Source organism: Aeromonas sp. 3P, assembly GCF_051919745.1.
In the GTDB taxonomy this organism is placed as follows: domain Bacteria; phylum Pseudomonadota; class Gammaproteobacteria; order Enterobacterales; family Aeromonadaceae; genus Aeromonas; species Aeromonas veronii.
In genome coordinates, this window is the sequence record NZ_JBQBED010000001.1 from 3,814,520 (window position 1) to 3,834,813 (window position 20,294).

General features: G+C 60.1%; 6 protein-coding genes, 5 tRNA genes, 1 pseudogene and 3 riboswitches. Of the genes and pseudogenes, 10 read left to right on the forward strand and 2 right to left on the reverse strand.

Features of this window, described 5'->3' with window-relative positions; genetic code table 11:
* The first annotated feature begins 113 nt into the window (after window positions 1–113).
* Both ACTG19_RS17745 and ACTG19_RS17750 read left to right on the forward strand, forming a co-directional pair.
* Window positions 114–3,580, forward strand: a pseudogene (locus ACTG19_RS17745) (hybrid sensor histidine kinase/response regulator).
* A 234-nt stretch (window positions 3,581–3,814) separates the two neighbouring features.
* Window positions 3,815–3,902, forward strand: a riboswitch (cyclic di-GMP riboswitch).
* 102 nt (window positions 3,903–4,004) lie between these two features.
* The gene (locus ACTG19_RS17750; RefSeq protein ID WP_439989351.1) at window positions 4,005–6,599 is read left to right on the forward strand and encodes a glycosyl hydrolase family 18 protein; all 2,595 of its coding nucleotides are present in this window, start codon (window positions 4,005–4,007) and stop codon (window positions 6,597–6,599) included.
* A gap of 127 nt (window positions 6,600–6,726) precedes the next feature.
* On the opposite strand, the gene ACTG19_RS17755 is transcribed toward ACTG19_RS17750, so the two are convergent.
* The gene (locus ACTG19_RS17755; RefSeq protein WP_439989352.1) at window positions 6,727–7,962 is read right to left on the reverse strand and encodes a sensor domain-containing diguanylate cyclase; all 1,236 of its coding nucleotides are present in this window, start codon (window positions 7,960–7,962) and stop codon (window positions 6,727–6,729) included.
* Window positions 7,963–8,277: 315 nt separating this feature from the next.
* A riboswitch (cyclic di-GMP riboswitch) is annotated at window positions 8,278–8,365 on the forward strand.
* A 99-nt stretch (window positions 8,366–8,464) separates the two neighbouring features.
* On the opposite strand from ACTG19_RS17755, the gene ACTG19_RS17760 reads away from it, so the two are divergent.
* The 8 genes from ACTG19_RS17760 to ACTG19_RS17795 all read left to right on the forward strand — a co-directional run bounded on the left by ACTG19_RS17760 (window position 8,465) and on the right by ACTG19_RS17795 (window position 17,471).
* Window positions 8,465–11,077 carry a glycosyl hydrolase family 18 protein gene (locus ACTG19_RS17760; protein ID WP_439989354.1) on the forward strand — a complete coding sequence of 871 codons (2,613 nt, stop codon included), beginning with the start codon at window positions 8,465–8,467 and terminating at the stop codon, window positions 11,075–11,077.
* A 73-nt stretch (window positions 11,078–11,150) separates the two neighbouring features.
* The gene (locus ACTG19_RS17765; protein ID WP_439989355.1) at window positions 11,151–14,132 is read left to right on the forward strand and encodes a M66 family metalloprotease; all 2,982 of its coding nucleotides are present in this window, start codon (window positions 11,151–11,153) and stop codon (window positions 14,130–14,132) included.
* Window positions 14,133–14,211: 79 nt separating this feature from the next.
* The gene (locus ACTG19_RS17770) at window positions 14,212–16,128 is read left to right on the forward strand and encodes a glycoside hydrolase family 19 protein (protein WP_439989357.1); all 1,917 of its coding nucleotides are present in this window, start codon (window positions 14,212–14,214) and stop codon (window positions 16,126–16,128) included.
* A 788-nt stretch (window positions 16,129–16,916) separates the two neighbouring features.
* Window positions 16,917–16,992: transfer RNA gene (locus tag ACTG19_RS17775), tRNA-Ala, on the forward strand.
* A 28-nt stretch (window positions 16,993–17,020) separates the two neighbouring features.
* Window positions 17,021–17,096, forward strand: a tRNA-Ala gene (locus ACTG19_RS17780).
* A gap of 65 nt (window positions 17,097–17,161) precedes the next feature.
* Window positions 17,162–17,237: transfer RNA gene (locus tag ACTG19_RS17785), tRNA-Ala, on the forward strand.
* A gap of 48 nt (window positions 17,238–17,285) precedes the next feature.
* A tRNA-Ala gene (locus ACTG19_RS17790) sits at window positions 17,286–17,361 on the forward strand.
* A 34-nt stretch (window positions 17,362–17,395) separates the two neighbouring features.
* Window positions 17,396–17,471, forward strand: a tRNA-Ala gene (locus ACTG19_RS17795).
* Window positions 17,472–17,640: 169 nt separating this feature from the next.
* Here ACTG19_RS17795 and ACTG19_RS17800 read toward each other — a convergent pair.
* Window positions 17,641–19,806: an ExeM/NucH family extracellular endonuclease gene (locus ACTG19_RS17800; RefSeq protein WP_439989358.1), complete on the reverse strand. Its 2,166-nt coding sequence runs from the start codon at window positions 19,804–19,806 to the stop codon at window positions 17,641–17,643.
* A 293-nt stretch (window positions 19,807–20,099) separates the two neighbouring features.
* Window positions 20,100–20,182, forward strand: a riboswitch (cyclic di-GMP riboswitch).
* The last annotated feature ends 112 nt before the right edge of the window (window positions 20,183–20,294 follow it).

Below are 20,294 nucleotides of genomic sequence, written 5' to 3' on the forward strand. Positions count from 1 at the left end.
AACTTATTGAGAAACGATAATTTCAATCTGTCCGAAGGGGATGACTTTTGGCTGCAGCCTCTCTAGACTGGCGAGGTTGTATACAAAAACTCAACATGGACAAGGAGTTATCGATGCACCAGGGATGGCTGCTGATCGGATTGTCGCTCTCCTATCTGGGGCTGCTGTTTCTGATTGCCTTCGTGGCGGACAAGCACAAGCGGCATCGCATGAAGGGGCAGCCCCTGCTCTACAGTCTGTCGCTGGCGGTCTACTGTACCTCCTGGACCTTCTTCGGCACCGTGGGCCAAGCGAGTGAATCCCCCTGGTCGCCGGTGCCCATCTATCTCGGCCCCATGCTGGTCTTTCTGTTTGGCTGGCGGCTGCTGGCGCGTCTCATTCTGGTGGCCAAGCGGGAACACATCACCTCCATCGCGGACTTCATCGCCGCCCGTTACGGCAAGTCCCAGCGTCTCGCCATGCTCATCGCCCTTATCGCCATCATGGGGATCCTTCCCTACCTGGTGCTGCAGCTCAAAGCGATCGTGACCGGGCTCGATCTGCTGATGGTCAACAGCGTAGGGACGGGGCACGCCAGCGCTATATCGGGCAATACCGCCGAACTGGCGCTTGGGGTCGCCATGTTGCTGGCGTTGTTCAGCATCCTGTTTGGCACCCGCCATCTCGATGCCACCGAGCACCACAGGGGGATGGTGGTGGCCATCGCTTTCGAGTCGGTGGTCAAATTGCTGGCCTTTATCGCGGTGGGGGGCTTCGCCCTCTGGCTGATCCTGAGCAAACCGGGCGAGGCTCACGAGCAGGTGACCCGCGACTTCTTTGCACAGGTGGTGGCGGTGAGCCCCGGCAATCTGCTGGAGCTTGCCATCTATACGGTGCTGGCGATGTGCGCCGTCATCTGCCTGCCGCGCCAGTTTCATGTGACTGTGGTGGAGAACAATCAGGGGCAGGACCTGCACTGGGCGCGCTGGATCTTCCCGCTTTACCTGTTCGTGATGGGGCTCTTTATCTGGCCGCTGGCGCTGGCGGGCAAGCAGTGGGTGGGTGCCGATATGGCCTCCGACACCTATGTGATCAGTTTGCCGATGGCCCTCGGGTTCGATGGCATGGCGATGCTGGCGTTTCTCGGCGGCACCTCGGCGGCTACCGGCATGGTAATCGTCTGCACCATCGCACTGGCGATCATGGTGAGCAATGATCTGGTGCTGCCGGTGCTGCTGCGCCGCTTCTGGCGGCAGGGGCGTGACGAGCGGCTGGTACGGCTGCTGTTGCAGGTGCGCCGTGGCGCCATCCTGCTGATCTTGCTGGCGGCCTGGGGTCTCTACCTCTGGCTCGGCGATCTCACCAGCTTGTCGCGCATCGGCTATCTCTCTTTTGGCGCGGTGGCCCAGTTTGCGCCAGCCCTGCTGCTCGGTCTTTACTGGCGTCACGGCAATCGCAAGGGGGTCTATCTTGGGTTGAGCCTCGGGGTGAGCCTCTGGTTCGTCACCCTGCTGGTGGAGAGTGGCTTGCTGGCGGGCTCGCCCTTGGCCGAGCTGCTGGCGCCGCCGGACTGGCCTGCGTTTCGCGAGCTGAGTCTCGGGGCCTGGTGCATCTTCCTCAGCCTGCTCTTCAACCTGCTCGGTTATGTGGCGGGCTCGCTGCTGTCGCGCCCTGCGGTGAGCGAGCGGCTGCAGGCGGCCAACTTTGTCGGCAAGCCGAGTCGCGATACCGCTGCCCTCTATCAGGCGCGGGTCTCGGTCAAGGAGCTGGAGATGCTGGCGGCCCGTTTCGTCGGTTCAAGCCGGGTCAAACGCGCCTTTGGTCGCTTCGCCGGTGAGCGCGGCGGCACCCTGGCGCCCCAGATGCAGGCTTCGGCCGAACTGATTGCCCACACCGAGCGGCTGCTGGCGGGGGTGTTTGGCACCTCGTCGGCACGGCTGGTGCTCGCCTCGGCCCTGCAGGGGCGCAATATGCAGCTCGAGGAGATCGCCACCATCGTCGATGAGGCTTCCGACGTGTTTCGCTTCAACCGCGGCCTGCTGCAGGGGGCGATCGAGCATATCGGGCAGGGGATTTCGGTGGTGGACAGGGAGCTTAGGCTGGTGGCATGGAACCGCCGCTACATCGAGCTGTTCCACTATCCGCCAGGGCTTATTCAGGCAGGGCGTCCCATCGAGGAGATCATTCGCTACAACGCCCAGCAGGGGCTCTGTGGCCCCGGCGATATCGAGGATCACGTGGCGCGGCGCGTCGCCTTTATGAAACGCGGCAGCGCCCATATCTCGGCGCGGGAGCGCCCGGACGGGCGGGTGATCGAGATGCAGGGCAACCCCATGCCCGCCGGCGGTTTTGTCATGACCTTTACCGACATCACGCCGTTTCGCGATGCGGAGCGGGTGCTGCGCGAAGCGAACGAACATCTGGAGGCACGGGTGGCCGAGCGCACCCGTGAGCTCTCCGAACTCAACCGCCAGCTGCTGTTGGTGAACCAGCAGGTGGAGCGGGCCAATCAATCCAAGAGCCGTTTTCTGGCGGCGGTCAGCCACGATCTGACCCAGCCCCTCAATGCCGCCAAGCTGTTTACCTCCTCCCTGCTGGAGATGTTGCCCGATGCTGGCGAGCAGGCCCGCATCGCCCGCCATATCGATGATGCGCTGGGGGCGACCGAGGATCTCATCACCGATCTGCTCGATATCTCGCGGCTCGAAGCGGGCAAGTTCAAGGCCAAGAAGCTCGACTTTGCCCTGTGCGATCTGCTCGACAACCTCAAGGCGGAGTTTGGCGTGCTGGCGCAGGCGGGGGGATCCACTTCTCGGTGGTGGAGAGCAAGCACGCGGTGCACAGCGATGTGCGGCTGCTGCGCCGGGTGTTGCAGAACTTCCTGACCAATGCGTTTCGCTACAACCCGGGGGGCCGGGTGCTGCTTGGTTGCCGCCGGATGGGGGAGAAGATCCGCATCGAGGTATGGGACAACGGCCCCGGTATCCCGCAGGACAAGCAGGAGGCTATTTTTGACGAGTTCTCCCGTCTCGATCACTCCCGCACCGCCAAGGAGCAGGGGCTGGGTCTGGGGCTTGCCATCGCCCGCGGCATCTCGCAGGTGCTCGGTCATCAGCTCACATTGCAGAGCTGGCCGGGCAAGGGATCGGTCTTTGCGGTGACCCTCAATCTGGCGACCCGGCCGGTCACGGCCCATCAGCTGGCGGCGCCGGTGGTGCGTGACAGCCAGCTGGAAGGGGTAGCCGTGCTCTGTATCGACAACGAGCGGGACATTCTGACCGCCATGAGCACCCTGCTCGGCCGTTGGGGCTGCGAGGTGCGATGCGCCGTCGATCTGGCCGAAGCCGAGGAGCTGGTGGCACAAGGGTTTGTGCCGAGACTGGTGCTCTCTGACTACCACCTCGACGACGGCAAGACCGGGTTGGAGGCGCTCGCTGCCCTGCAACGGGTGTGTGGCGACGAGCTGGGGGGCATCATCATCAGTGCCGATCGCAAGAGCGAGCTGCAGGCGCAGATCCGCGAGCGGGGGTATGGCTACATCAGCAAACCGGTCAAACCGCTCAAACTGCGGGCCCTGATGAACAGTCTGCTGCTGCGCTAGCCGCATCCGGGGCGGCTAGCCGTGAACCGGCTCACAAAACCGCGCAATGATCCCGTGGACCCTGGTCATGGATGAATGCCGAAAACAGAGATTTATTGGCGAAGATATCGTCATCTTCTTGCGTAATGGCTGCCAGTTACTCTTTTGGCTTGCCACTGTCGGTGAACGCCGACAGTGGCAGACCGGATTGGCTCACTCTATAGTCGGGATGCGATTTTTTGCATCGCAAATGAAGTAACCGAAGGGCAAACCGATCGCAAGATCGGGACGCAAAGCTTCCGGTCCAGGGATGAGCCGTACTTGAGATAGCGGGGCCACCACAGGTTGTTGTGCACCTTTGCCAAGAGGCCGCACTGCCGTCTGCGTTACCTGTCAGGGCGTAGCCCTTTTCGTTGCCAACATAACGAAATAGGGAAATATAAAAATGCTAAGTCCAAAGCCTACCATGCTGGCCCTTGCGGTCGGTCTGTGCTGCGCCTCGTCCGCTTATGCTGCGGCGCCCGGCAAGCCGACCATCGGATGGGGCCCCACCAAGTTTTCCATCGTTGAAGTCGATCAGGCGGCCACTGCCTACAACAATCTGGTCAAGGTAAAGGATGCCGCCGATGTGGAGGTGAACTGGAACCTCTGGAGCGGCGATCTGGGCCAGAGTGCCAAGGTACTGCTCAATGGTCAGGAGGTGTGGTCCGGCTCCTCGGCCGCGGCGGGCAGCGCCAAATTCAAGGTGAAGAAAGGGGGGCGCTACCAGATGCAGGTGGCGCTGTGCAACGCCGATGGCTGTACCCTCTCTGATGCCAAGGAGATTGTGGTTGCCGATACCGACGGCAGCCATCTGGCGCCACTCAAGGCGCCGCTGCAGGAGAACAACAAGCCCTACGCCAACAAGTCCGGCAAGGTGGTGGGGACTTACTATGTGGAGTGGGGGGTCTATGGCCGCAAGTTCACAGTGGACAAGATACCGGCCCAGAACCTGACCCATATCCTCTATGGTTTCACCCCCATCTGCGGCGGGGATGGCCTCAACGACAGCCTCAAGGAGATCGAAGGGAGCTTCCAGGCGCTGCAACGGGCGTGTGCCGGCCGGGCTGACTTCAAGGTGGCGATGCACGATCCCTGGGCCGCCATCCAGATGCCGCAAGGCAACCTCACTGCCCATGACGAGCCCTACAAGGGCAACTTTGGCGCCCTGATGGCGCTCAAGCAGGCCTATCCGAACCTCAAGATCCTCCCCTCGGTCGGCGGTTGGACCCTCTCAGACCCCTTCTACTTCCTCGGTGACAAAACCAAGCGTGACGTGTTTGTCGGCTCGGTGAAAGAGTTCCTGCAGACCTGGAAGTTCTTCGACGGTGTGGACATCGACTGGGAGTACCCGGGCGGACAGGGCGCCAACCCGAAACTGGGCAGCCCGAGCGATGGTGCCACCTATGTGGCCCTGATGAAGGAGCTGCGGGCCATGCTCGACGAGCTGGAGGCCGAGACCGGTCGCCAGTATGAGCTCACCTCGGCCATTGGCGCGGGGGGCGACAAGATCCAGGATGTGGACTACAAGGCGGCCCAGCCCTACATGGACCACATCTTCATGATGACCTACGACTACAACGGTGCCTGGAGCAACACCGAGCTGGGCCACCAGACCAACCTCTATGCGGCGAGCTGGGATCCCGATACCAAGTACACCACCGACAAGGCGGTGAATCAGCTGCTGGCGCAGGGGGTTGAACCGGGCAAGCTGGTGGTCGGGGCCGCCATGTATGGCCGTGGCTGGACCGGGGTGAGCGGTTATCAGGGCAACAACCCCTTCACCGGCAAGGCGACCGGCAAGGTGAAAGGCACCTGGGAGGACGGGGTGGTGGATTACCGCGACATCGTCAACAACCGGATGGGGGCTGGCTGGGAGAAGGGCTACGACGAGGTGGCCGAGGCGCCCTATCTGTTCAAGGCGGCGACCGGCGATCTCATCACCTATGACAACGAGCGCTCGGTCAAGGCCAAGGGGCAGTATGTGCTGGCCAACAAGCTCGGTGGCCTCTTCTCCTGGGAGATCGATGCCGACAACGGCGACATCCTCAACGCCATGCATGAAGGGCTGGGCCACGGCGAGGGGACGACTCCACCAGCCAACAAGCCGCCGCTGGCCAACGCGGGCAGTGACTTCAAGGTGACCGGCCCGACCGAGGTGACGCTGGATGGGTCGGCCTCCCACGATCCGGAAAACAGCGCGCTCAGCTACAGCTGGAAGCAGATCTCCGGCCCGCAGGCAGCCCTGCTTGATGCCACTCAGGCCAAGGCCCGTGTTGTACTCGATGCGGTGACTGCCGACATCAATCTGGTGTTTGAGCTGACAGTGACCGATGACCAGCAGTTGAGTGCCAAGGATCAGGTTGTTGTCACCAACAAGGCGCCGCAGGCCAATCTGGCGCCGGTGGTGAGTCTACCTGCCACGGCCTCCGTGGAATCTGGCAAGCAGGTGACCCTCAAGGCGACCGCCTCTGATCCGAATGGTGATCCGTTGACCTATCAGTGGAGCGTGCCGGCAGGCATCACCGCAACGGGTCAGAACAGCGCCACCCTGGTGGTCACCGGCCCGAGCGTCACCAGCGACACCGGCTATGACTTGAGCGTCACCGTCTCCGACGGTGGGTTGGATGCCAGTGCGGCAACCCGTCTGACGGTCAAACCGGCCAGCAGCGGCGGTGGTTGCACGGCGACCGATCCGGATGCGGCCAACTGGCCAGTCTGGAAAGCGGCCAGCACCTATAACAGCGGCGACAAGGTGAGCCACAACCAGCTGGTGTGGCAGGCCAAGTACTGGACCCAGGGCAACGAGCCGAGCCGCACTGCGGATCAGTGGTTGCTGGTGAGTAAGGTGCAACTGGGTTGGGATGCCAATGTGGCCTACAACGGTGGCGAGCTCACCACCCATAACGGCCGTCAGTGGAAGGCGCAGTACTGGACCAAGGGCAATGAGCCCGGCAAACACGGCGTCTGGCAGGATGTGGGGGCCGCCAGCTGTAAATAAGCATTGAATGGTGGCGGGGCATGCCAGTCATGCCCCGTTTTTTCTCCCCGCTTCGCCACATTCTGGCGGGTCTGCCAACCGGTTTCCCCCAGCTTCTCTCGTGTCCCTGCAAAGTGCTCACTCTTGCCTAGTGATTAATGCTCTCCCCGCTTGCTGGCATCTGTGCCGCACGCTGCTCTTTGTTGTGCCGCTTGTGTTGATACATGTCGGCATCGGCTCTGGCAAACGCGGCGGCAAAGTCGCCGCGATAGGGGGTCATCCCCATGCTGCACGAGATAGTCGGAGAGGCGCTGGCCAGCATGGTCGTCAGCCTGGCCATCGCCTGTTGCAGCTCGGTCGGTGTCAGAGTGGTGAGCAGCACAAACTCATCCCCGCCGAAGCGGGCGGCAATCACCCCCTGACCGAAGTGCTGGCGTATGCCATCAGCGATAAGGCGCAGGGCCTGATCACCCGCTAAATGGCCACTGCTGTCATTGAGCTGCTTGAGATTATCCATGTCGATCAGCAGCAGGGTGCCTTCCGGCTGTGCTTGCAGAGCGAGTTCGAATTGCTGGCGATTGGCGAGCCCGGTCAGCTGGTCGGTATTGGCCAGCTGATAGATGCGGCGGGACTGCTGATAGATGGTGATGGCGTGGCGAATATCCCGCGCCAGGATCGCCATCAGGTGGCTGTCGTAGCGGGTAAAGGCATGACGTTTGCTGCTGTCCATATTGATCATGCCGTAGAGCTGACCATCGATATGGATCGGGGTCGCCAGCGTGGCCTGGATGGGCAGGTCGGTGCAGTTGACCAGCAGCTCTCTGTCCTGTTCGGACAGGGGCATGGTGGCATTTATCTTCGACAGGTCGTTGATCAGCAGTGTTTTGTTGCAGCGCCCCTGAGTCAGCTTGTACTGAAAGGTGTGCTCCAGCGGCAGATTGATCCGCCGCAGTTTCACCAGATCCATGCCGATGGCCGCTTCATACCTCAACATGCCTGTGCCCGGCAGCAGCTTGATCAGGCAGCCCATCTCGGCTCCCGGGATCAACATCACGGCTCGTCTGAGCAGATCCTCCAGAAAGGCCTCTTCGGTCTGGTATTGCGCCGAGTTGCGGGCCAGTTCGGCGGTGGTTTCGTTGATCTTGAGCGCCTCACTCAGATGCTGCCACTGGCGGTGCAGATGGTAGCGGTAGTGGCGATAGAGCCAGAAGGTGCAGATAAGGTAGCTCTGGACTAGCAAGGTGCTGGCAAGCGGCGCCCTTTGCCAGCCATTGAGGCTGTTGATAAGCCAGATCATCCCGGCCAGTGGCAAGGCATAAATCGTCAAACGAACAAATTTGTCGTATCTGGATAACCGGGTGCGTGAGGGCAATTCGCTGGGCATGAAGACACCTGCTGGCCATGCAAAGCGGCGATTATAAATTCATTAGTTGCGATACAGATGGGTCTTTTGTCGCATATTGTTCTTACTCATTGATTTTTCTCAATTTGGTGTGATGCAGATCAAAAAAATGGTGTGAGGTATCTGGTTGGAGGTGATGAGATTATGTCTGCATATCCGGCTGTTTTTTAAACATTAATTTCTTGAAAGTGGGTAATTGTCGGGGTTGGTAACTGGTGGGCTGGCAATGGTCCTATTTGCTTACTTATCAGAATTACCCTACAGTCAATCGGCGATTATTTATCGCCAGAAATAACGTTGTGACAAGGGCAAACCGATTGAAAAGTCGGGACGCAAAGCTTCCGGTCTAAGGGTCAAGACGACCTAGGATAGCGGGGCCACCACAGTAGAATGCAGGCTGCCTTTGCCAAGGGGTGGCCGTTTTTGTGTCACCTGTCGTGTTGCGTTGCTCTTTCGTTTTTCCAATAACGAAAAGGAAAGCAATATGCTAAGTCCAAAACCCGCGCTGCTGGCCATGATGGTCGGTACCCTGCTCGCCTCCTCCGCCGCTTATGCGGCAGCTCCCGGCAAACCCGCCATCGGTTGGGGCCCCACCAAGTTTGCCATCGTCGAAGTCAACCAGTCCGCGACCGCTTATAACGAGCTGGTCAAGGTGAAGGATGGCGCCGATGTGACCGTCACCTGGAATCTCTGGAACGGCGATATTGGCCAGAGTGCCAAGGTGCTGCTGGATGGCAAGGAAGTCTGGTCCGGTCCCTCTTCCGCCGCGGGTACCGCCACCTTCAAGGTGCACAAGGGGGGCCGCTATCAGATGCAGGTCGCGCTGTGCAACGGCGATGGCTGTACCCTGTCTGATGCCAAGGAGATCGTGGTCGCCGATACCGATGGCAGCCACCTTGCGCCGCTCAAGCCTGCCCTGCAGGAGCACAACAAGCCTTACGTCAACAAGTCTGGCAAGGTGGTCGGCACCTACTATGTGGAGTGGGGGGTCTATGATCGCAACTTCACCGTGGACAAGCTGCCGGCCCAGAACCTGACCCATATCCTCTATGGCTTCACCCCGATCTGTGGCAGTGATGGCCTCAATGACAGCCTCAAAGAGATTGCCGGCAGCTTCCAGGCGCTGCAACGTGCCTGCGCCGGGCGCAAGGATTTCCAGGTCGCCATTCACGATCCCTGGGCCGCGCTGCAAAAAGGGCAGGGGTCACTGGTTGCCTGGGATGAGCCCTACAAGGGCAACTTCGGCAATCTGATGGCTCTCAAGCAGGCTTATCCGGACCTGAAGATCCTCCCCTCCGTCGGTGGCTGGACCCTCTCCGACCCCTTCTTCTTCATGCATGACAAGGCCAAGCGTGATGTGTTCGTCGCCTCGGTCAAAGAGTTCCTGCAGACCTGGAAGTTCTTCGACGGTGTCGATATCGACTATGAGTTCCCGGGCGGCGATGGCGCCAACCCCAATCTGGGGGACAAGACCAAAGATGGTGAAACCTATGTGCTGATCATGAAGGATCTGCGCGCCATGCTCGACGAGCTGGAGGCCGAGACCGGTCGCACCTATCAGCTCACCTCCGCCATCGGTGCCGGTTACGACAAGATTGAGGATGTGGATTACAAGGTTGCCCAGCAGTACATGGACCACCTCTTCGTGATGAGTTACGACTACAACGGTGCCTGGAGCAATACCTCCCTGGGTCATCAGGCCAACCTCTATCAGGCCACCAACGGCTCGGCCAACAAGCGCTACAACACTGATGCAGCGGTACAGCAACTGCTGGCGCAAGGGGTCGACTCCGAAAAGCTGGTGATCGGTGCCGCCGCCTACGGTCGCGGCTGGAAAGGGGTGAGCGGTTATCAGGGCAATGACCCCTTCACCGGCACCGCCACCGGCAAGATCAAGGGCACCTGGGAAGATGGCGTGCTGGATTATCGCCACATCGTCAACAGCCATATGGGCGCAGGCTGGGAGTACAACTACGACGAGACTGCCGAAGCGGCCACCCTGTTCAAGCCCTCCACCGGCGAGCTGATCACCTATGACGACGAGCGCTCGGTCAAGGCGAAAGGCCAATACGTGCTGGCCAACAAGCTGGGCGGGCTCTTTTCCTGGGAGATCGATGCCGACAACGGCGACATCCTTAACGCCATGCACGAAGGTCTCGGTCACGGCGAAGGGGTCACTCCGCCAGCCAACAAGCCGCCGGTTGCCAATGCGGGCAGCGATGTGGCGGTGACCGGCCCGACCGAGGTGACGCTGAACGGCTCTGCGTCACACGACCCGGAAAATGGCGCCCTCACCTATAGCTGGAAGCAGCTCTCCGGCCCGCAGGCCGCTCTGCTTGATGCCACTCAGGCCAAGGCCCGTGTAGTACTGGATGCCGTGGCAACCGACATCAATCTGGTGTTCGAGCTGACGGTGACCGATGACCACAACCTCACCGCCCGCGATCAGGTGGTGGTGACCAACAAGGCACCGCAGCCCAACCTGCCTCCGGTGGTGACTTTGCCTGCCAGCGTCAAGGTGGAAGAGGGCAAGCAGGTGACCATCACTGCCAAGGCATCCGACCCCAACGACGACGAGCTGATCTATCAATGGCAAGTGCCTGCCGGTATCACGGCGACCGGCCAGAACAGCGCCACCCTGGTGGTCACCGGCCCGGCGGTGGATGTCGAAACCGGTTATGACCTCTCTGTGACCGTCTCCGATGGCGCACTCGACGCCAACGCGGCCACCCGTCTCACCGTCACGCCAGTCAACGAAGGTGGTGAGGGTGGCTCTTGCAACACCACAGATCCGGAAGCGGCCAACGTTCCCGCATGGCAGGCCAGCAAGGTCTACAACGGCGGTGACAAGGTGAGCCATAACCAGCTGGTATGGCAGGCCAAGTACTGGACTCAGGGTAATGAGCCGAGCCGCGCCGCCGATCAGTGGGCGCTGGTGAGTCAGGTTGATCTGGGTTGGAACGCTGCCGTTGCCTACAACGGCGGGGATCTCACCAACCACAACGGCCGTCAGTGGAAGGCCAAGTGGTGGACTCAAGGCCATGAGCCGGGCAAGCACGATGTCTGGCTGGATATCGGGGCAGCAAGCTGTAACTGAGGCCTCCTCACCGATGACGGGGCATGGCGACATGCCCCTCATTCCCGGTAGCAATATGAACGAGAACCCGACAATGACCACAAATGTGACCCGAATCGCTGCCCTCATCATGGCAACCCTGGCGGCTGGCCCCCTGTCTGCCGCCACCTCGCCCCTGATATTCAATGAGACGACACCGCAAAGCGATCTGGCGGGCAGCCTGGCTGCCAGCGTGCAGTTTGCCCAGAGCCAGATCCTGCCGTCCCATCCCAAAGAGGGGGATCGCCAACCCATCCTGACCAGCCTGCGCAAGAGCCTGCTGCTGGTTAAACCGCTCCAGGCCGACGGGGTGACCCCCATGACGGTGGAGGCCCGTGACGGCAGCGGCGAGCTGCTGGGCACCTTGACCTTGTCGCCGCCATCGGCGCTGCCCGAGACGGTCTACCACCTCGCGGGGGCTCCAGAAGGGGGAGTGAGTTTCATCCCGGAGAGCGGCACCACTGCCGTCATCAGCAGCAGTGCTGATTTGGCCAAACTGAACGACAAGAGCGGCGCCTTCCTCAAGGATCGGCTGACTGGTCGCGCGCTGGTGGAGATCCAGACCGTCGACGGCCGCTGGGTTCGGGATATCTACCTGCCCGTGAGCCCGGAGCTGGAGGGCAAGATGGTGCGGATCCGCTCCAGTGCCGGTTATAACTCGATGGCCTTTTATGGTGAGCGACAGGTGACCGTCTCCCGTGGCCAGACCCTGCAGTTCAAGTTTGCCAATGGGCAGTGGTTCCGCGAGGGGGAGCTGGAGAACAACCGCATCACCTATGCAGCGGATACCTGGAGCGGCGAGCTGCCTGCCGAGTGGATCCAGCCCGGACTGAACCTCTCCGTTCGTCAGGGCAATCTCAGTGGTGAACTGCGTGACATCAAGGTCGGCGCCCCCGGCGAGCTGCTGCTGCACACCATCGACATCGGCATGCTCACCACACCACGGGATCGCTTTGCCTTTGCCAATGACAAGGAGGCCCATCGCGAATACTTCCAGACCATCCCGGCCAGCCGGTTGATTGTCAGTCAGTATGCACCGCTCTCCCTGCCTGAGGTGATGTTGCCCAACGGCACATTGCTGACCGATTTTGACCCGAGCGAAGGGGGCTGGCATGGCGGCACCATGCGTCAGCGCATCGGCAAGGAGCTTATCTCCCACGGTATCGACAATGCCAATTACGGCATCAACAGCAGTGCCGGTGAAGGGGAGGGAAGCCATCCATTCGTTGTTGCCCAGCTGACGGCGCACAACAGCCGCGGCAAGTATGCCAATGGGGTTCAGGTGCACGGTGGTTCCGGTGGCGGTGGCATCGTCACGCTGGATGATTCGCTGGGCAACGAGTTCAGCCACGAGGTGGGTCACAACTTCGGCCTTGGCCACTATGTAGATGGTTTCCGCGGCTCGGTTCATCGCAGTGCCGATCAGCTCAACTCCAGTTGGGGCTGGGACAGTGACAAACACCGTTTCATCCCCAACTTCTCGCCGACCCGCACCAATGAGGATGCCTGTCTGGATGGCCAGTGCCAGCCACCGTTCGATGGCCGCAAGTTTGGGCACGATGCGATGGCGGGCGGCCGCCCTCTCTCCGGCGCCAACCGTTTCACCCTCTATACCCCCAATTCGGCCGCCATCATCCAGCGTTTTCTGGAGAGCAAGGCGGTGTTCGATGCCAACTCGGCCACCGGCTTTAGCAAGTGGAACAGTGCGACGGCCAGGATGGGGCCCTATCAGCACACAATCGAGGGGATCGAGAAGGTCGATGCCCCCATGGATGCCCTGAGCGAGGCCGGACTGAGTGCCCTGCTGGCGGATTACGGCTTGGTCAGGGTCGCCATGTGGGATGGTCGCTGGACCCGTGATATCCGGGTGCCGGTTGCCTCTGCGGACAATCGGGGGCGCAGTCTGACCATCGATCACGGGGCCGGTTACAACAGCCACCTCTTTATCAACGGCAAGGATATCCTAGTGAGCAGGGGCTTCAAGAAGAGCTTCACCTCGGATGGCCTGAGCTGGGTGGAGGTCTCCCCCATCGATACCAAGGTTGCGCGCAAGCCCGAGCAGTTCGGCGTGCCGGTGACCACACTGGTGGGCTATTACGATCCGCAAGGAGCCCTGCGCAGTTACATCTATCCGGCACTGCACGGCGCCTATGGCTTCACCTACCCGGATGACAGCCGCACCCTGTCCGGCAATGACTGCCAGTTGCAGGTGGAGACCCGCGATGGTCTACAGCGCTTCAGGCTGGCCAATCACAGAGCGGCGAGCAGCGTCATGAACAAGTTCCACATCAACCTGCCCACCGCCAGCGAGCCCGGTCGCGCCACCATCCAGTGCCGTGGCCAGACGCTGGTACAGCAGAGCTTGTTGCCATCGCAGCAGACCCTCTCCTTTACCGTCAACGGGCGGCCGCTGGAGCAGGGCGTGGTGGAAAACCAGCCTCCGGTGGTGACCGTGCCGGCGCAGCTTGGCGGCATCGGCGGTGAGTGGCTGACCATCACTGCTGAGGCGAGCGATCCCGAGGGGGATGCGCTCAGCTACAGCTGGCACTTCCCGGCGGGCTGGCAGGCGGAGGGCGAGACCAGTGTCAACCTGCGTCTGCTACCGCCAGCTGTCACCACCAGCGAGCAGCATGAGCTGAGTGTGAACGTCTCGGACGGAGTACATCAGAGCGAAGGGCGCATCGTGCTGACGCTGGAGCCCGTGGTCGACGGCTCTTGCAACACCACCGACCCGGAAGCGGCCAACGTTCCCGCATGGCAGGCCAGCAAGGTCTACAACGGCGGTGACAAGGTGAGCCACAACCAGTTGGTATGGCGTGCCAAGTATTGGACTCAGGGCAATGAACCGAGCCGCGCCGCCGATCAGTGGGCGCTGGCGAGTCAGGTTGATCTGGGCTGGAGCGCTACCGTTGCCTACAACGGCGGGGAGCTGACCAATCACAACGGCCGTCAGTGGAAGGCCAAGTGGTGGACTCAAGGCAACGAGCCGGGCAAGCACGATGTCTGGCTGGATGTCGGGGCGGCAAGCTGCCCCTAGGTTGAGTCCATGATGAAGATGGCGGAGCCTGTTCAGGCGGGCTCTGCCTTTTGCCACAAAACCATAGAGAGCAACAATAATGAAAAAAAACCGCATCACCCTTCTGCTTGCCAGCATGATGCTGAGCGGCCACCTGTGGGCGGCCGAGGCATACGACATCAACAAATCCTATCCGGGCGGCAGCCAGGTCAATTACAACGGCCAGGTTTTTGAGGCCAAGTGGTGGGTCAACCCGGGTCAGACTCCCGGCATGGCGGCCGCCAATGAGTGGGATACCCCTTGGAAGCCTGTCGGCGAAGGGGAAGTGAACCCGCCGGATACCGGTGGCGATGACAAGCCCAATCCGCCAACGCCTACCCCGCCGGATGGCAGCACTACCACCGTCTATATGAGCCAGGCCGAGCTGGATGCCAAAGAGAAGGCGCTGACCGACTTCCCGGCGATGGAAGCGGTCAAGGCTTCCATCGCTACCCGGGACAATCTGGTAGTCGAGGCGGTGCAGCCGGGCCGTGCCGACAACCCGGGCAACGTCAAGCGGGTCGAAAGCCTGCTGAGCGAGGGTCAGTTCAACTACCTCTTCCCGCTGCGCGCCCCCGAGTACACCTATCGCGGCCTGCTGCAGGCGGCGGCCAAGTTCCCGGCCCTGTGCGGCGACTACAGCGATGGCCGCGATGCCGATGCCATCTGCCGCAAGACGTTGGCAACCATGTTCGCCCACTTCGCCCAAGAGACAGGCGGCCATGAAAACTGGCGCCCGGAGGCCGAGTGGCGTCAGGCGCTGGTCTACGTGCGCGAGATGGGATGGAATGAGACCATGCGCGGTGGTTACAACGCCGAGTGCCGCCCCGATGTATGGCAGGGTCAGCAGTGGCCGTGCGGTACATTCGATAATGGCGAGTTCAAGAGCTACTTTGGCCGCGGCGCCAAGCAGCTCTCCTACAACTACAACTACGGCCCCTTCTCCGAGGCGATGTTCGGTACGGTGCGCACCCTGCTCGACCGCCCCGATCTGGTGGCCGACACCTGGCTGAACCTGGCCAGTGCGGTGTTCTTTTATACCTATCCGCAGCCGCCCAAGCCCTCCATGCTCCATGTCATTGATGGCACCTGGCAGCCGAATGACCATGACAAGCAGAACGGTCTAGTGCCGGGCTTCGGGGTCACCACCCAGATTATCAATGGCGGGGTGGAGTGCGGCGGCCCGGTCGAGCATGCCCAGTCCCAGAATCGCATCAACTACTACCGCGAGTTTGCCAACTACCTCGGGGTGGCGGTGCCATCCGACGAGGTGCTGGGTTGCAAGAATATGAAGGTGTTTGATGACAATGGCACCGGTGCCTTGCCCATCTATTGGGAGCAGGACTGGAGCTATGTGGCAGAGAACCCCAACGGCGGCAAGAGTTACGCTTGCAAGCTGGTGGGCTACCAGACCCGTTTCAGCGCCTTCAAGGAGGGGGATTACAGCCGCTGCGTTCAGCACTTCTATCCGGAGGTGGTGATCGAGGATAACGGCGGGGGCACCAACCTGCCGCCAGTGGCCAATATCACTGGCCCGGCGCAGGCCGAAGGTGGCAGCAAGGTGACTCTCTCCGGACAGCACTCCAGCGATCCGGAAGGCAAGCCGCTCTCCTATGCCTGGACTATCCCGGCTGGAGCCTCTGCCCCGGCACTGGATCAGGTAATGCTGGAGTTGACCCTGCCCACGCCGGCCAGCGATACCAAGCTGGAGATCAAACTGACGGTCACAGATGAAGGTAATCTGAGCCGCAGCACCACCCATAGCCTGCTGGTGAAAGGAGAGGAGGGGGGCGTAACGCCGCCTGACTATCCGGCTTATAAAGAGGGGACTCCCTACAAGGCGGGCGAGCGGGTCAGCAACGGCGGTGCCAGCTACGAGTGCAAACCGCACCCCTACACCGGCTGGTGCGCAGGTGCCGCCTGGGCCTATGAGCCGGGAAAGGGTACGGCCTGGGCCGATGCCTGGATCAAGCTCTGAGCCGTTTCAGGGTTACAGGGCTTGCCGATTAGCCAGCGCACTATCTGGTGTAATCACAGTCTGGAGCAATAAAAGATGGGGCCTGCGGGCCCCATTCTTGTTTGGTGGAGTTCAGGTTTGGCCGTGGAACATCTGGCCCGGACAGGACAGCGCCTCGAAAGGGCTGTGTGATGATGTGTATTGTTGTTTTATTACATTTTCCGTGAAAGGCTTTCAGCAATTATTTGCCGTAGCGGAAGTAGTATTCACGGGTGGAGGGGGCATAGGCATCTTTCTCTACAACGCCGTTCTTGGTGGTTGCACCGCGCAGGTGGAACAGGACTGCCAGATTCTCAAACATGGTTTACCTCGTCGCTCTGTCATTTATGGTTATGGTGTGTGACCTGGGTCACGGTTTGATCCTATGGTCATTTGTGAGCCAGATCAACTTTCTGTGTTGTAAATTTACAAAAATCATGGAAAGGGTTTTCAAATGCAATGCCCTTTATGGAAAGGCTTTCCCGAGGTGACGGGGGAGAAGCTGACGATCAGCCTGCAAAAGATGCTTGAGAGCGGGGGCGTTGCACGGGGAAAGAGGCTTGCTGCACGGCCTCTCCTTTATAGGTGCTTGAGCCGATTTATGACATAAAACAGAGAGATAGCACGCGTCTTGCTGGTAAAAACAGCGAACTGCTGCAATTTTGACTAAACGAATCAGTCGCGGTTATTTTAGGGTTGACAGCAAAGCGGGTGATGCCTATCATGCGCCTCCGTTGCCGGAGATAACTTCGTCAGCGCCGAGGTGAGTTGGGGTTATAGCTCAGCTGGGAGAGCGCTTGCATGGCATGCAAGAGGTCCGCGGTTCGATCCCGCGTAGCTCCACCAAATTCTCCTCGAACAATCTGGAATCAAAGGGGTTATAGCTCAGCTGGGAGAGCGCTTGCATGGCATGCAAGAGGTCCGCGGTTCGAACCCGCGTAGCTCCACCAGATTCTTGATTGTTTTATTGAATACCCAGGGCAGTGTGGTGTGTATCACCCAAGCCGACCTTTGTGGGGTTATAGCTCAGCTGGGAGAGCGCTTGCATGGCATGCAAGAGGTCCGCGGTTCGATCCCGCGTAGCTCCACCATTATTTAGGATGAATGGCCGCCAGAACCATTCATTCAGTACCGAATTTGGGGTTATAGCTCAGCTGGGAGAGCGCTTGCATGGCATGCAAGAGGTCCGCGGTTCGATCCCGCGTAGCTCCACCAAATTCAGAGTGACTGCCGGTCATTCACACAAATCGGGGTTATAGCTCAGCTGGGAGAGCGCTTGCATGGCATGCAAGAGGTCCGCGGTTCGATCCCGCGTAGCTCCACCAAATTCTTGTTACAAGAAGAAAAAGGCCACCGCATCGCGGTGGCCTTTTTGTTTTCTCCATCATTTATTTTCTCCATACGTCCGCGCCTTTCATTTGTAATCCAATGACCTGAATGAAAAAGCCCGCGAGAGTCGCGGGCTTTGCTTGCACTATTCAGATACGCCAGTGGTTAACGGCGACGTCGCCAGGCCAGTGGCAACAGGGCCAGCAGGCCGAGTCCCAGTGCACCACCGCCTGAGGAGGTGTCCGGTTTGGTGGCATCGCTCTCCAGTCTCAGGTCGACGATGATGGGATCATGGTCGGAGGCACTGAAGGGGTTGTCAGACTTGAGCAGTGTGCCGGTGTACTGGCTGCCGTACTCGAACAGGGAGCTTTCGAAGGAGTTGATGTGCCAGTCGGCGACACCAGCCACCTTGCTGGCCAGCGCCGGGTTGGCGAGGGCATAGTCCAGAGTGCCCAGCTCCCCGTCGTAGCTGTAGGAGATGGCTTTCTCCTTGTTGAATTTGACGTTGAGATCGATCAGGCCGTAGCTGCGAGTCACTTCGCGACCGAGCTGTTCATAGGACTGATCACCGATAAAGGTGTGAGAGGCCGATACGATCTTCCGCTCGCTGGTGGCAGGGTTGTAGTCGGTCAGCACCCGGATCGGATCTTCCTTGGCGTAGGAGTTGAAGTCGCCCACCAGCAGCACCTGGCCCGGCAGTTTGCTGACTGCCTCACCCAACACCTTGGCGGCAGAGACCCGGAACTCGGTGCACTTACCCTGCAGGTCGGTCGGTTCTGTCTTGCCATCGCCATTTTCGTAGCAGCCTGACCCCTTGGATTTGAGGTGGTTGACCACCAGCGTCAGCGGCTCCTTGCTCTTGGCGAGGGTGAAGGTCTGAACCAGAGAATCGCGCTGACCAGCTGTCTTGGCTACACCACCAGTGGTGTAGCGCTGCTCCGGCAGCTTGATGACGCTGGCATCTCCGCTGGGGGTGAGCAGGGCAGGGCGGTAGATCATCGCCACCATGATGGCGTCGCCGCCGAAGAACTCGCCATCGGTAAGGGCAGTGACCGGCAGACGCACATAGGCGTAGTGTTTGCTCGCATCCTTCTGTTGTTCGTTGAGGCGGGTCACCAGATTGTGGAGGGCCGAGTTATCCTCGAAGCCGTTGTTCTCCATCTCCATCAGGCCGAGCAGATCGGCATTCATTGCGGTAATGGCATTGACGATCTTGGTGCGCTGCTTCTCGAACTCGGGCTGGCTCTTGGCACCCCGGTTGCAACCTTTGGCGTTGTCGGCATCCGCCTGATCCTTGCACAGTATATTGAGTGCGCCGCCAATGCTGGAGTGGCTGGTGAAGTAGTTGAGCACGTTGAAGCTGCCGATCCGCAGATCGCTGCCAGCGAGGCGAGCCGGCGCGTCTTGACGATCCTCTTCAGGGCTGCGCAGCAGAGCACCGGCAGTCAGGGTGATATCGCTCGGTACCACCAGACGGAAGGCATCCTTGTTATAGACGATTACCCCCTCCAGCCCGGTCAGTTTATCACCGATGCGCAGATAGCCCTGATCTGCATCTAGCGCAGGGAACCAAGGCAGGGCTCCATTTTGTACTTTGAAATCAGACTCGACGACCAGACGGTTGCTGCCATTTTGGGCCGCCAGGGCCACCGCTTCCGGACTGCTGGCGACATGGAGCTGGGTCGGCTTGATAAGCGGCGCCTTATGGGAGAGTTCCAGGTTAGTGCGAGAGGCCTTGTAGTCGAAGCTGAAGTTGCGGGTCAGGTGAAGATCGCTGCTGCTGTCGAGCCGTACCCGCATCCCTTCGTGGCGATTGAGGGCTTGTTTCAGGCTTTCATCGTCATTGACTTTGAGCACGCTTACCGGCACGTTTTTGCCCTGCCCGAGGACCTGGATCCGGGGCGAAGTACCATCCCATTTCAGCTTGAGCTGGGTGCCGCCCAAGAACTCCTCGACCTGCGCTTCCAGGCAAAGCTCAGCTCCCGGCTTGATGTCGGCATATTTGGTTGCGAAGTCCTTGTCGCTCAGATAGACAAAGATGCCATCCGAGGTGGCTGGGTCGCCATCACCCACCGGGTCGGTCAGATAGAAACCCTTGGTCAGACTTTGGCCCACAGTGGTAACAACACCCTTGACGTAGAAAGAGCCTGGGCTGACAGCCCCGGTGGATGTTGAGGTAGTGGCCAGCGCGCTGGCGGAGCCTGTGCCCTGAATGGTCGGGATGGGAGTGAGTTGAACCGGATCGGACGGGCAGACAAATGCCGCATGGGCGCCTGAGGATGCAAGTGCCAGCCCCACGGCCAGCGACAGCAGGGTACGAGTACCTTTCATAGGTGTTCCTTTTTTATTTTTGCCAGTAATTCCATAGCCTTGGCTCGTTGACCAAGGGCGCGCATTGTCACATTTCTGGCATGTCATACCAGTGAGCCAACGCACATTAAATGAATCTGGGAAGGTGCGAGAAAGCGTTTTTATGAACCCAGTAACAGTATGATTTTTTTGATAATTCAATCAATTTCAACCCTGTGATCATGACGCTTTAGTGGCAGGGAATAATTCTCTTTGAGAATAAAGATTGAGGGGATCTTGTCGCCTTCCTATACTGGGTTCGTTCCTCACGGAACCCAGGTAAAGGGCAAACCGGCAGTGATGTCGGGGCGCAATGCTTCCGGTCTCGATCGTGGATCCAGATAGCGGGGTTTCCCTGGGTGAGGGGTGGTTTTTGTGGCAGGTCCATTGCCAGTTGTCTGCGCCCATCATGCAGATTGCGATTGTTCTTTGCCTTGGTGACCAATGCCAAGACAAAACAAGGAAGATAA

Coding starts and splice junctions, on each gene's coding strand:
- ACTG19_RS17750 (WP_439989351.1), top strand. CDS start 4,005: ATGCTAAGTCCAAAGCCTACCATGCTGGCCCTTGCGGTCGGTCTGTGC.
- ACTG19_RS17755 (WP_439989352.1), bottom strand. CDS start 7,962: ATGCCCAGCGAATTGCCCTCACGCACCCGGTTATCCAGATACGACAAA.
- ACTG19_RS17760 (WP_439989354.1), top strand. CDS start 8,465: ATGCTAAGTCCAAAACCCGCGCTGCTGGCCATGATGGTCGGTACCCTG.
- ACTG19_RS17765 (WP_439989355.1), top strand. CDS start 11,151: ATGACCACAAATGTGACCCGAATCGCTGCCCTCATCATGGCAACCCTG.
- ACTG19_RS17770 (WP_439989357.1), top strand. CDS start 14,212: ATGAAAAAAAACCGCATCACCCTTCTGCTTGCCAGCATGATGCTGAGC.
- ACTG19_RS17800 (WP_439989358.1), bottom strand. CDS start 19,806: ATGAAAGGTACTCGTACCCTGCTGTCGCTGGCCGTGGGGCTGGCACTT.